Genomic DNA, 11,638 nt, shown 5'->3' with positions numbered 1-11,638 from the left:
CCGGCCATCCACGATCTTTTCGCCGATCGCTAAGACGTGGATGCCCGGGACAAGCCCGGGCATGACGATGCGGCAAGAGTGCAGAAACGGATCAGAAGCACCGCACCTCAGCCTCGGCCTGCGCGCGGCGGAGATCGTTCACGGCTGTGTTCGCCTGCTCCGACGTACGGAACTGGACCCCGAGGTTTCCGCGTACCTGCGACATGCTGAGCGCGGTCTCGGCGGTGACGTAGCGTTCATAGGGCACGATCGAGGCGACGACGTCGATGGAGCAGGAACATTGCTCGATCGACTGCCGGCTCTCGCCATTGGCCTTCATACAACCATAGACGTATTCGGCACGCGCGGCGGTTGGATAATCATTGGCCTCGTCGGCCCGTACCGCGACCGCGGTCGTAGCCAAAACAGCCAATGCGGCGACAATCGGTCGTAGCTGCCTTGTCGAGATCATGGCCGTCCTCCCGCCGGTTGCGATGGAAACTATGCTATGCGTATGGTGACGACAAGAACAGCTTCGAGGAAACGGCGCAAAGAGTAATGAGACATCTTGCTCGCAATCTGACGGCATCGATCGCATTGGCGTTATCGCTTGTCTCGCTCCCCTGCAGCGCGGAGACGATCCGCCTTGCGGTGCAGAAAACCGGAACATTTTCCTGGGAGCTCGCCGCAATCCGCGAGAACGGGCTCGACAAGGCCGCCAATCTGTCGCTCGAGGTCACCGAGCTCGCGAGCACTGAAGCGGGCAAGATCGCGATGCGCGCCGGCAATGCCGACATCATGCTGTCGGACTGGCTGTGGGTGTCGCGCGAGCGCGCGCTCGGCGCCAGGCTGACCTTCTACCCCTATTCCAGCGCGCTCGGCGCCGTGATGGTCCCGGCCAATTCGCCGATCAAGACGCTCGCCGACCTCAGGGGACGCAAGCTCGCGGTCGCCGGCGGCGCGATCGACAAGAGCTGGCTCTTGCTGCAGGCACGGATGAAGCAGGACGGCATCGACCTGAAATCGGAGGCGACCATCGTCTATGGCGCTCCGCCTCTGCTCGCGGCCAAGACGCTCGACGGCGAGATGGATGCCAGCCTCAATTTCTGGAATTTCTGCGCCCAGCTCGAGGCCAAGGGTTTTCGGCGCGTCGCGGGGATCGAGGACATCTTGCCAAAACTCGGCGCCAAGGGAGCGGTCGCCGCGGTCGGCTATGTCTTCGACGAGGAGTGGGCCACGAAGAACCGCGACGTGGTGGCGCGCTTCATCGCGATGACGCGCAAGGCCAAGGAGTTGCTCGCAACATCTGATACCGCCTGGGACAAGATCGCGCCGCTGACCGGCACCGCCGATCCTGCTGTGCTCGGGGCATATCGCACCCGCTATCGAGAAGGCATTCCTCGCCGGTCGATCGCCGACGAGGAGGCCGATGCGCGCGTGCTCTATCGCGTGCTGGCCGAGATTGGCGGCCGCGATCTGGTGGGCCCGGCAGCCGAGCTCGATCCCGGCACCTTCTATCGCGCACCCGGAGACTGAGGTGCTGCGTCTCGTCTCGTTTGCTCTGTTCCTTGCGACCTGGTGGATCGCCGCGCTGTTCGTCGGCGGGCCGAAGCTGCCCTCCCCGACCGCCGTGCTCAACGTGATGCTGGCGGAGGCTGCCTCCGGCGCATTGTTCCTGCATCTCGGCGCGACGCTGGCGCGCGTCATCCTCGCCTTCGTGCTGGCGATGTCGCTCGGCAGCGCCATCGGCTATCTGATGGGACGGAACAGGCTCGCCGACAAACTCGGCGATCCCTGGCTGATCCTGCTGCTGAACCTGCCGGCGCTGGTGGTCATCGTGCTCGCCTATATCTGGGCCGGCCTCACCGAGGCCGCCGCGATCGCGGCGATCGCCATCAACAAGCTGCCGACCGCGGTCGTCACCTTGCGCGAAGGCACGCGTGCGCTCGACAGCGCGCTCGACGAGATGGCAACGGTATTCGCGATCCCGCGCTGGCGCGCCTTCCGTCACGTTGTGCTGCCGCAGCTTGCGCCTTATATCGCTGCCGCCGCGCGCTCCGGCCTGTCGCTGGTGTGGAAGATCGTGCTGGTCGCCGAATTGCTCGGACGTCCGAACGGCGTCGGCTTCGAGATCGGCGTCGCCTTCCAGCTCTTCGACACGCCACGGCTGCTCGCCTATTCGCTGACCTTCGCGGCCGTCGTGCTCGTCATCGAAACGACGCTGGTGCAACCGTTCGAAGCCCGCACAACAAGGTGGCGGCCCCGTGCGGCTTGAGATCGACATCAAAGCCAAGGCTTTCAAGAACGCTGCGGGCGAAACGCAGGACGTGCTGGCGCCGGTGCAATTCTCCCTGCGGGACGGCGAGGTCGGCGTGCTCGTCGGTCCCTCCGGCTGCGGCAAGAGCACGATGCTGCGGATCATCCTCGGGCTCGATCCTGATTTTGAAGGCGCGATCGTACGCCCGCCGGAGGCTCGGATCGGCATGGTGTTCCAGGAGCCGCGGCTATTACCGTGGCGCTCGGTCGAACAGAATGTACGGCTGGCCGCGCCCGACGTCAGCGACACAAAGCTGGCGGAGCTGTTCAAGATTTTGGAGCTGGAGGCGCATCGCAGCCATTTCCCCGGCGAGCTCTCGCTCGGGCTCGCCCGCCGCGTGGCGCTGGCGCGCGCCTTCGCCGTCGAGCCGGATATTCTGGTGCTCGACGAACCCTTGGCCTCGCTGGACGACGCGCTCGCCGCGCGGCTGCGCGAGGAGATCGCAACCCTGGTTGCGAGCCGGCCGGTCCTGACGCTGCTGGTCACGCACAGCATCGACGATGCGGTGCGGCTCGGCGACCGCCTGTTCTTCCTGTCGCCGCGGCCGGCGCGGATTGTTGCGGAAGTGCCGATCCATATCCCGCGCGCGGCGCGCGGCGACGCCGAGATATCAGCGATCAAGGCTGGCCTCAATCGACGCGCCGAGCGAGATGTCTCATAGGTGCCGGCCCGGCGCACGTGCTAAAGAGACCGGCAGCGGAGGAGACAATGACGCGAACGGTCGTCCTCATGATGGTGGGTCTCGCATTGCTCGCGACGACGGCGGGCGCGCAGGACATGATGCGCGACGTCGACCTCACCTCGCCCGCGATGGTCTCGGCCGAAATGAGCCGGCAGGACGTCGAGGCTATCCTCGCCAAGGCAAACGTCACCGCGCCCGCCGATTTCACCGGCAAGCGCCTGTCGGGCCTCGATCTCTCCGGGCTCGATCTGACCGGGGTCAATTTTCGCGCGGCACGGCTCAACAAGACGAAGCTTGCGGGCGCAAAACTCGATCGCGCGATTCTCGATCAGGCGTGGCTGCTGGACGCCGATCTCACGGGCGCGAGCCTCAAAGGCGCCAATCTGTTCGCCACGCAAATGGCCCGCGCGCGGCTCGACGGCGCTGACCTCAGCGGCGCGCGCATCGCCGGCGACCTCACCGGTGCGAGCCTCGTCGGTGCATCGATCGCGGGCGCGAGCCTTGGTGCCGACATGCGCAACCAGTCGATGGGCCTGATGCGCGGCGTGCTGCGATCCGCCAATCTGGAGCGGCTGAACGCGCGCAATGCCGACCTGTCGCGCGTCGATCTCGAATTCGCGGTGCTGAAGGGAGCCGATTTGAGCGGCGCCTCGCTGAAGAATGCCCAGCTCGGCGGCGCCGACCTGACCGGTGCCACCGTCACCGATGCCGATTTCGACGGCGCCGACCTGGTCTCGGCGAAGCTGATCGCGCCGGTCGGCCTTGACCGCGCCAAGAATTTCGACAAGGCAAAGAACCGCGAGCGCCTCATCACGAAATGACGGCGCGGCTTTTGGGAGGACGCAACTGATGCGCTGGTGTCTGGCTTTGATCGTGGTGGTGGCATTTGCGGGGGAAGCGGCCGCACAAGCCAAAGGCAAGGGTGTCAGGCTCTGGAACCTGACCTCGGAAACCATTTCCGGCTTCCAGCTTTCACCTGCGGGCAAGACCGACTGGGGGCCGAACCAGACCCTGAACGACAAGGACAAGGAGGTCGACCATGACGAGCGGCTGCGCATCACCGGCGTCGAGCCCGGCCGCTACGATGCCAAGGTCGCCTATCCCAACGGACGCCAATGCGTCGTTCGCGACATCGAGATCAAGGCCGATGCGGTGTTCTCGATCGCCGACAAGGACCTGAAGGACTGCAAGAAGTAGCGTGGAGAGCGTTACGCCTTGTCGTTCGGGTGCGGGTACTCGCAGCGCCATTTGACGGCGGTCCATTTCGGATGGTCGCCGACCCATTGCGCGATGTAGGGCGGCGCGGCCATCACGCACTGCCGCGGCGAGCCCGCAAAGTTGAACACGAGATGCTGTTCCTCGCACACCTGCGGCGAGAGCACGGCACAAACGGTCACGATCAGGTCAATCGGATTCATGCAGAAAATCCTTCAGGGATCGCCGGGAAACTAGCATGAAAAGTTACGCTCGGGGCAGGCTGAAGTTTCAAACGGGCATGACGCCGGCATCGCCACGGCTTCGCACCAGAGGTGAACGTGCGTCACCGAGATCAGCAGACGCGAAACCGCCGCCTTGTGGCCCGTTGATTTCGTCAATAAGCTGGTTCCCCACAACTGCTAACAGGCTGATGGCTCTTAAGGAAACCTCCCGGCGCGGTGTCGCGGTCGTACTCTGCGTGCTGGCGCTCGCCGCCGGCACCTTGGTCGTTACGGGTTACGTCCGACGGGCAGAAGCTGCAGAGACACAACCCGACAAACCGAATCCGGGCCGTACCGAGCCTTCCCGCACTGCAAACAGCGACCAGCCGGTGGTCAAGCTGACGCCCAACCAGCAGAAGCAGATCGGTCTCGAAACCGCGGCGGTGGAAGCTGCTCCCCATCCCGAGCAATTCCGCGCCTATGGCGCGGTGCTCGACATTTCCCGGATTACGGAGCTCACCAACAGCTACGCCAATGCGCAGGCCCAGCTCCAGACAGCGCAGGCCAGGCTCGAAGTCGCGAAGAGCGCCTACGACCGGATCAAGAACCTCGTCGACTCCGCCGCCCTCCCGAAGAAGGAAGCGGAGACCGCAGAGGGAACGCTGCGGACGGACAAGGCCGCGCTGACCGCGGCGGAATCGCAACTCAGGACTCTCGCGGCCACGGCCAAGCAGGAATGGGGGCCGGTGATCGGCCGCGGAATCGTCGAGCGCTCGCCGGCCGTCGTCAGGCTGATCGAACGCGACCAGTTCCTGGTTCAGGTGACGCTGCCGCCCGGCGTAACCGTCACGGGCACTCCCGGAACGGCCCTGGCGCAGGCGCCGACGCGGAACGCGAACATCGATCTGCAATACGTCTCGCCGGCAACACGCACCGACCCACGTATTCAGGGCTTGAGCTATTTCTTCTCCGCACCCGGCGATAGCGGCCTGCTGCCCGGCATGAACACCACTGTCTATGTGCCGTCAGGCAACACTTACGAAGGCGTGTTCATCGAGGACACCGCCATTGTGCGCTGGCAGGGGCGATCCTGGGTTTACCTGCGTGTGAGTCCCGACAGCTTCCGGCGGCATCCGATCAGCATGGATCAGCCGGTTTCGGACGACGACTACGTCGTCCGGGATATCCCGTCGGGGTCCGAAATCGTCATGCGCGGCGCGCAGGTCCTGTTGTCCGAAGAAGCCAAGAGCGAGCTTCGGGGCGGCGATGACAATGACTGACGGCAACGGCTCCGCGAGGTCAGGGCCGCAAGCTGCTCTCGTCGCGTTCGCCATCCGCTTCCGCGGCATCATGCTCGCGCTGTCGTTCGCGCTGCTGGGTTATGGCGTGTTCGCGCTCGGTGAAGCCAAATACGGCGTCTTCCCCGAGTTCGCGCCGCCACAGGTCACGATCCAGACTGAAGCGCCCGGCCTCAGCCCGGAGCATGTCGAGATCCTGGTCACGCAACCGATCGAAACGTCGATCAATGGCCTCGCCGGCGTCGAGAGCCTGCGCTCGTCGTCGATCCAGGGCCTCTCCGTCGTGACGGTCATCTTCCAGCCGCGCAGCGATATCTACCGTGCGCGGCAATTGGTGACGGAGCGTCTCGCAGTCGTGGCCGCGCGCCTGCCGCAAGGCGTGCAGCCGCCGTCGATGACGCCGTTGACGCCGCTCGCCGGCACCGTGCTGGTCATTGGCCTGACGTCCGACCAGCGCTCGCTGATGGAGTTGCGCACCATTGCGGACTGGACCGTGGCGAGACGGCTTCTGGCTGTACCGGGCGTGGCGCAAGTCTCGACCTACGGCAAGGACGTCAGGTCGCTTCAAGTGCAGGTTCGCCCGGACGATCTGATCCGCTTCCGGGTCGGCCTGAATGACGTGCTGGCCGCAGCGCGCAAGGCCAGCGGCGTGCGCGGCGCCGGCTTCATCGACACCGTCAATCAGCGCATCACGCTGCAGACACAAGGACAGTCCCTGACGCCCGACCAGTTGGCTCGCACCGTGCTTCTGCACGAAGGTGGCGCAAGCGTGGTTCTCGGCGACGTCGCCACCGTCGTGACCGCTCCCGAGCCGCCGATCGGGGCCGCGCTCATCGACGGCGTGCCCGGCATCATGCTCATGGTCAGCCAGCAATATGGCGCGAATACCAGAGAGGTCACCAGGCGGGCGGAAGCCGCGCTGCAGGATCTGCGACCCGGCCTCGAGGCCGACGGCGTCAAGCTCCATGCGGACATTTTTCGTCCCGCCAACTTCATCGACGCTGCGACCGAGAACGTCCTCAACGCCTTGCTGGTCGGCGGTGCGCTCGTGGTCGTCGTCCTCTTTCTATTTCTGTTCGACTGGCGCACCTCGATCATCAGTTGCACCGCGATCCCGTTGTCGCTGATCGCGGCCGTACTCGCATTGCAATGGATGGGGGAGACACTCAACACGATGACGCTGGGCGGCCTCGCCATCGCGATCGGTGAAGTCGTCGATGACGCCGTGATCGGCGTCGAGAACGTCGTCCGTCGCTTGCGCGAAAATCGCTTGGCAGCGGCGCCGAAGCCCGAGGCACGGGTCGTACTCGATGCCTTCCTCGAGGTGCGCACCGCAGTAGCCTATGCGACATTCGCGGTGCTGCTGGTGTTCTTTCCGGTCCTGGGGCTCTCCGGCATTGCCGGCCGCCTCTTCGCCCCCCTGGGCATCGCTTACATTTTTGCCGTGATCGCCTCGCTCGCGGTTGCGCTGACGGTGACGCCGGCGCTCTGCATGCTGCTCCTCGTCGGGAGAAGCGGCGCGCAGCGCCTGCATGAACCGCCGACGGTGCGGTGGTCCCGTCGCACCTACCAGGCCTTGCTGCGTCGGATCGGCCGATTCCCGAAGCTGGTGATGACGGCAGCCGTGGCGATCACGATCGCCGGAGCGGCGATGCTGCCGTTCTTCGGCGGGACCTTCCTGCCGGACCTGCGCGAAGGCCATTTGATCCTGCACGTCTCGGCAATCCCCGGTACCTCGCTCGACGAGTCCATGCGTCTCGGGAAACTGATCACGGATACGCTGCGAAAAATCCCGGGCATCCGCAGAGTGGCGCAGCACTCGGGCCGGGCCGAGGCCGGTATCGACACGGTCGGTCCGCATTCCAGCGAATTCGAAGTCGATCTCGAGCCGGGGCTCTCCGGCAAGGCGCAGTCGGAAGCCGAAGCGCGTATCAGGGCCGCCCTTGCCGACTTCCCCGGGATTGCCTTCTCGATCAAGACCTATTTGACGGAGCGCGTCGAGGAAACCGTCTCCGGCTTCAGCGCGGCTGTCGTCATCAACATCTACGGGCCTGATCTGGACTTGCTCGATCGGGCGGCGCGCGACGTCGCGCGGGAGACCGACGAGGTCGGTGGCGCCATGGACGTGCAGCGGCGGTCGCCACCGGGAATGCCGCAGGTCAATGTGACGCTTCGCCCGACCGACCTGCAGCGCTGGGGGCTCGATGCGGTCGAAGTGCTCGAGCTGGTCCGCACTGCCTATCAGGGCGATATCGTCGGCCAGGGGTATGAAGGCAATGCAGTCTTCAACATCATCGTGATCCTCGATGCGCAGGTCCGCGCCCGTGTCACCCAGATCGGCGACCTGCCGGTGCGCACGCCGAGCGGTGCCTACATCCAGCTGAAGCAAATCGCCGACGTCTACGAAACCACGGGCCGCTACCAGATCCAGCACCAGAACGCGCAACGCGTTCAGACCGTCACGTCGAATGTCAGTGGACGCGATCTCGAATCCTTCGTGGCATCAGTCAAACGCAAGCTGGCCCGCGAGGTCACGCTGCCGCCGGGTGCCCGCCTCGAATTTGCCGGCGCAGCCGAGGCGCAGGCACGGTCGCGGCGCGACCTCATCGTCAACTCCCTGCTGGCGGGGACGGGCATCATCGTTCTGCTGGCGATGGTGACCGGACATTGGCGAAATCTGCTGCTGGTGCTGATCAATTTGCCGTTTGCCTTCGTCGGCGGGGTGTTCGCATTGGCACTGACGGGCGGCCTGCTCTCGCTCGGATCGATGGTCGGCTTCGTCACCCTGTTCGGCATCACGCTGCGCAACTCCATTCTCATGATTTCGCATTACGAGCACCTCGTGCTCGTCGACGGTCGCGTGTGGGGCTTGGACACTGCGATCGAGGGCGCCGCCGACCGCCTCATTCCGATCCTGATGACGTCTGTCGTGACCGGGCTGGGACTGCTGCCGCTCGCGCTCGGCGCCGGAGAGCCGGGACGCGAAATCGAGGGCCCGATGGCGATCGTCATCCTCGGGGGGCTCATGACGTCGATGGCGCTCAGCCTGCTGGTGCTGCCGACGCTCGCGCTCCGATATGGGCGCTTCGAGGCCCGCGCCAAGAGCACGCAAAGCAATGCAAGGGTCTAGACACTGCCACGGCTTCAACAGCTTTCGCCATTGAAGCCGTGACAGGTCTCAAGGCACGTTTTTACTTGCGCGCAGCGCAGGCGTACATGTTGATTTCCATGCCCACCGGCACTTCCACGATCTTCGGAGCTTTCCAAGCCATTCGGGGTCTCCCAAGTCTTCATTGAGCGCGATATCGCGCCCGGCAAAACCTAGGGCTGCACCACGCACAGCGCAAGCCTGGAATCGGCGGCCGAACAGCACTCGCGTCAATTCTTCGCGGCCGTATTGCACTCTCGGGCAAGACGTGTTCGCTCTCGGTCAAAATCGACCAAAAATCATTTCAACAGCCTTAACAGCGCCTGCCCTGCACGCGACTTCAGCTCCTTCGCGTCGAGCGTTCCATCCTTGTCGGGATTTGCGGCGTTGAAGCGTTGCTCGACGACGGCGAGGTACTCATCGAGCGTCAACGTGCCGTCCTTGTCGGGATCGGCAGTCGCAAGCTCCTTGGGCGTCAGGCGGCCACGCAGTTCGCGCGCATCGAGCGTACCATCCTTGTCCGGGTCGAGCTTCGCGAACAGCGCGGCTGCAGCCTTCTTCACCTCGGCGAGGTCGAGCGTACCGTCATTGTCGGTGTCGAACATCTTGACGGCGTTAGGCGATGCCGCCATCGCCGGCACGGACAGCAACAGAGCGGCCATGGCGAACGACATGGCAAAGGCAACGGATCGGCGCGACATCAGCAAAGCCTCCTTGAGACGAATCGGGATCGAGACATTTTCATAAGTCGGAAACAGCGCGAAGGGTTCGGTTCGGAGCAGGCGCCGTCTTCGTTCATGTTCGCTATCCGACCACGTGCAACCGCCGCGCGCATGCAAAGCTCCTCGCATTTTCCGAAAATCACGCGCGAGCAGCGTCAGCATATGCAGTTTGTCGGACAACGCAATTGCAGCATTCTTCATCCGACGGAATTTGATAGCGCGACCACGTCGAGCACGTCGGTTTCCTGCGCGTAACCGTAGACTGACTGAAGTGTCATCTGGCGTCCAACAAATCAGCACACGCGAATACGACTTTCGTATTGACGCGTTTTGCTTTCCATCAGAGTGTTACGACGCAGCGTCAAAAGGCGCGCATATTGGGAGGAACGGATGAAACGCTTTGCGATGGCCGCGAGCCTCGTCATTTCTGCATGCTCGGTAGCGAGTGCACAAACCAACGAACAGCTCATCAAGGGCGCAACCGACACTTCGAACGTTCTCAACTACGGCATGGGTTACAATCTTCAGCGTTTCTCCACGCTGAATCAGATCAACAAGGACACCGTCAAGAATCTCGTCCCGGTCTGGAACTACTCGTTCAACGACGACCGCAGCGAAGAATCGCAGCCTCTGGTGTACCAGGGCGTGATCTATGTGACGTCCCATAACGCGACGATGGCGGTCGATGCCAAGACCGGCAAGCAGATCTGGAAAACCAAGGTCGAGTATCCCGCCGAGACGCCCCGTATCGTCTGCTGCGGCATCATCAATCGCGGCGCCGCGCTGTTCGACGGCAAGGTGTTCCGCACCACGCTCGACGCCAACGTCATCGCACTCGATGCCAAGACCGGCAAGGAGCTGTGGCGCCAGAAGGCCGCCGACATCAAGGAAGGCTATTCGATGACGGTTGCGCCGCTGGTTGCGGACGGCGTCGTCATCACCGGCATCTCCGGCGCCGAATTCGGCACCCGAGGCTTCATCGACGGCTGGGATCCGGCAACGGGTAAGCATCTCTGGCGTACCCACTCGATCCCCTCCCCGGACGAGCCGGGCGGCGACACCTGGAAGGGCGACACCTGGAAGCTGGGTGGCGGATCGACCTGGATCACCGGATCCTACGATCCCGAGCTGAAGACGGTGTATTGGGGCATCGGCAACCCCGGTCCGTTCAACTCGGCGGTCCGCCCGGGCGACAATCTCTACACCTGCTCGGTCATCGCGATGGATCCGCAGACCGGCAAGATCAAGTGGCACTATCAGTTCTCGCCGAACAATCCGTTCGACTATGACTCGGTCGCCGAAATGGTCCTTGCCGACATGAACGTCGACGGCAAGCCGACCAAGGTGCTGATGGATGCCAACCGCAACGGCTTCTTCTACGTGCTCGACCGCACCAACGGAAAGCTGCTCGCGGCCAATCCTTACGTGAAGGTCAACTGGGCCACCGGCATCGACATGAAGACCGGCAAGCCGATCGAGACCGAGGTCGCCACCGGCGCGCGCGAAGGCAAGAAGGTCACCGTCTATCCGTCGATCCTCGGCGGCAAGAACTGGGAACCGATGTCCTTCAACCCGCAGACCGGCCTCGCCTACGCCAACACGCTCAACTTCGGCGGCAAGTACAAGGCCGAACCCGTCACCTTCAAGCAGGGTGAATGGTATCTCGGCATGGACCTGACCGATCCGTGGCAGTTCGACGACGGCCCGCGCGGTCATCTCAAGGCCATCGATCCCATGACCGGCAAGTCGAAGTGGGAACAGCCGAGCGACATTCCGCGCTTCTCGGGCGTGCTGTCGACGGCGGGCGGCGTGGTGTTCTCGGGCCAGCTCACCGGCGAGTTCGAGGCGTTCGATGCCGACACCGGCAAGAAGCTCTGGCAGTTCCAGACCGGCTCCGGCATCGAGGGTCAGCCTGTGACCTGGCAGCAGGACGGCGTGCAGTACGTGGCTGTCGCAGTCGGCTATGGCGGCGTGTACTCGCTGTTCTCCGGCGACGAACGTCTCGCCAAGGTCCCGCCCGGCGGCTCGCTCTGGGTTTTCGCGATCAAGCAGTAACCCAGGGTCGGACGTATTG

12 protein-coding genes are annotated in these 11,638 nt (G+C 64.0%); 8 read left to right on the top strand and 4 right to left on the bottom strand.

Translation table 11 applies throughout. The features are described from left to right. Nucleotides 1–91: 91 nt before the first annotated feature. Nucleotides 92–451: a hypothetical protein gene (locus tag C2U70_RS02155; protein ID WP_186294014.1), complete on the bottom strand. Its 360-nt coding sequence runs from the start codon at nucleotides 449–451 to the stop codon at nucleotides 92–94. An 86-nt stretch (nucleotides 452–537) separates the two neighbouring features. Between C2U70_RS02155 and C2U70_RS02150 the strand changes: the two genes are divergently transcribed. From C2U70_RS02150 to C2U70_RS02130, 5 genes are read left to right on the top strand one after another with little or no spacing between them, the layout of a single operon-like run. Further along, nucleotides 538–1,515 carry an ABC transporter substrate-binding protein gene (locus C2U70_RS02150; protein ID WP_140976213.1) on the top strand — a complete coding sequence of 326 codons (978 nt, stop codon included), beginning with the start codon at nucleotides 538–540 and terminating at the stop codon, nucleotides 1,513–1,515. Between the two features lies 1 nt (nucleotide 1,516). Then, entirely contained in the window at nucleotides 1,517–2,254 is a 738-nt protein-coding gene (locus tag C2U70_RS02145; protein WP_140976212.1) for an ABC transporter permease, read from the top strand. Next, nucleotides 2,244–2,957, top strand: coding sequence for an ABC transporter ATP-binding protein (locus C2U70_RS02140; RefSeq protein WP_140976211.1), 714 nt, complete (start codon nucleotides 2,244–2,246; stop codon nucleotides 2,955–2,957). Before C2U70_RS02145 ends, C2U70_RS02140 begins: the two co-directional genes overlap by 11 nt. 47 nt (nucleotides 2,958–3,004) lie before the next feature. Beyond that, nucleotides 3,005–3,799, top strand: coding sequence for a pentapeptide repeat-containing protein (locus C2U70_RS02135; RefSeq protein ID WP_140976210.1), 795 nt, complete (start codon nucleotides 3,005–3,007; stop codon nucleotides 3,797–3,799). 28 nt (nucleotides 3,800–3,827) lie between these two features. Beyond that, nucleotides 3,828–4,175 (top strand): hypothetical protein, encoded by a 348-nt coding sequence (locus C2U70_RS02130; RefSeq protein ID WP_140976209.1) that lies wholly within the window; start codon nucleotides 3,828–3,830, stop codon nucleotides 4,173–4,175. Nucleotides 4,176–4,186: 11 nt separating this feature from the next. Here the strand turns inward: C2U70_RS02130 and C2U70_RS02125 are convergent, their stop codons facing one another. Continuing rightward, on the bottom strand, nucleotides 4,187–4,396 hold the full coding sequence (locus C2U70_RS02125) for a hypothetical protein (RefSeq protein ID WP_140976208.1): 210 nt from the start codon (nucleotides 4,394–4,396) through the stop codon (nucleotides 4,187–4,189). 209 nt (nucleotides 4,397–4,605) lie between these two features. Between C2U70_RS02125 and C2U70_RS02120 the strand changes: the two genes are divergently transcribed. Further along, nucleotides 4,606–5,676: an efflux RND transporter periplasmic adaptor subunit gene (locus C2U70_RS02120; protein WP_186294013.1), complete on the top strand. Its 1,071-nt coding sequence runs from the start codon at nucleotides 4,606–4,608 to the stop codon at nucleotides 5,674–5,676. Continuing rightward, nucleotides 5,669–8,824, top strand: coding sequence for an efflux RND transporter permease subunit (locus C2U70_RS02115; protein WP_140976207.1), 3,156 nt, complete (start codon nucleotides 5,669–5,671; stop codon nucleotides 8,822–8,824). Before C2U70_RS02120 ends, C2U70_RS02115 begins: the two co-directional genes overlap by 8 nt. Before the next feature lie 61 nt (nucleotides 8,825–8,885). Here the strand turns inward: C2U70_RS02115 and pqqA are convergent, their stop codons facing one another. Both pqqA and C2U70_RS02105 read right to left on the bottom strand, forming a co-directional pair. Continuing rightward, nucleotides 8,886–8,966 (bottom strand): pyrroloquinoline quinone precursor peptide PqqA, encoded by an 81-nt coding sequence (gene pqqA, locus C2U70_RS02110; protein ID WP_012029362.1) that lies wholly within the window; start codon nucleotides 8,964–8,966, stop codon nucleotides 8,886–8,888. A gap of 175 nt (nucleotides 8,967–9,141) precedes the next feature. Next, nucleotides 9,142–9,546 (bottom strand): EF-hand domain-containing protein, encoded by a 405-nt coding sequence (locus tag C2U70_RS02105; RefSeq protein WP_186294015.1) that lies wholly within the window; start codon nucleotides 9,544–9,546, stop codon nucleotides 9,142–9,144. A 408-nt stretch (nucleotides 9,547–9,954) separates the two neighbouring features. Here C2U70_RS02105 and C2U70_RS02100 point away from each other — a divergent pair, with 408 nt between their 5' ends. Beyond that, complete coding sequence (locus C2U70_RS02100; RefSeq protein WP_140976206.1) at nucleotides 9,955–11,619, top strand: methanol/ethanol family PQQ-dependent dehydrogenase; 1,665 nt, start codon at nucleotides 9,955–9,957, stop codon at nucleotides 11,617–11,619. Nucleotides 11,620–11,638: the final 19 nt, after the last annotated feature.

The sequence above is a fragment of the Bradyrhizobium guangdongense genome (genome assembly GCF_006483445.1).
Taxonomy (GTDB): Bacteria; Pseudomonadota; Alphaproteobacteria; order Rhizobiales; family Xanthobacteraceae; genus Bradyrhizobium; species Bradyrhizobium guangdongense_A.
This window is presented reverse-complemented; position numbering and strand designations above follow the sequence as displayed.

What these genes read in the sequence shown, in the direction of transcription:
- C2U70_RS02155 (WP_186294014.1), bottom strand. Translation starts at nt 451, where the DNA reads ATGATCTCGACAAGGCAGCTACGACCGATTGTCGCCGCATTGGCTGTT.
- C2U70_RS02150 (WP_140976213.1), top strand. Translation starts at nt 538, where the DNA reads ATGAGACATCTTGCTCGCAATCTGACGGCATCGATCGCATTGGCGTTA.
- C2U70_RS02135 (WP_140976210.1), top strand. Translation starts at nt 3,005, where the DNA reads ATGACGCGAACGGTCGTCCTCATGATGGTGGGTCTCGCATTGCTCGCG.
- C2U70_RS02130 (WP_140976209.1), top strand. Translation starts at nt 3,828, where the DNA reads ATGCGCTGGTGTCTGGCTTTGATCGTGGTGGTGGCATTTGCGGGGGAA.
- C2U70_RS02125 (WP_140976208.1), bottom strand. Translation starts at nt 4,396, where the DNA reads ATGAATCCGATTGACCTGATCGTGACCGTTTGTGCCGTGCTCTCGCCG.
- C2U70_RS02120 (WP_186294013.1), top strand. Translation starts at nt 4,606, where the DNA reads ATGGCTCTTAAGGAAACCTCCCGGCGCGGTGTCGCGGTCGTACTCTGC.
- C2U70_RS02115 (WP_140976207.1), top strand. Translation starts at nt 5,669, where the DNA reads ATGACTGACGGCAACGGCTCCGCGAGGTCAGGGCCGCAAGCTGCTCTC.
- pqqA (WP_012029362.1), bottom strand. Translation starts at nt 8,966, where the DNA reads ATGGCTTGGAAAGCTCCGAAGATCGTGGAAGTGCCGGTGGGCATGGAA.
- C2U70_RS02100 (WP_140976206.1), top strand. Translation starts at nt 9,955, where the DNA reads ATGAAACGCTTTGCGATGGCCGCGAGCCTCGTCATTTCTGCATGCTCG.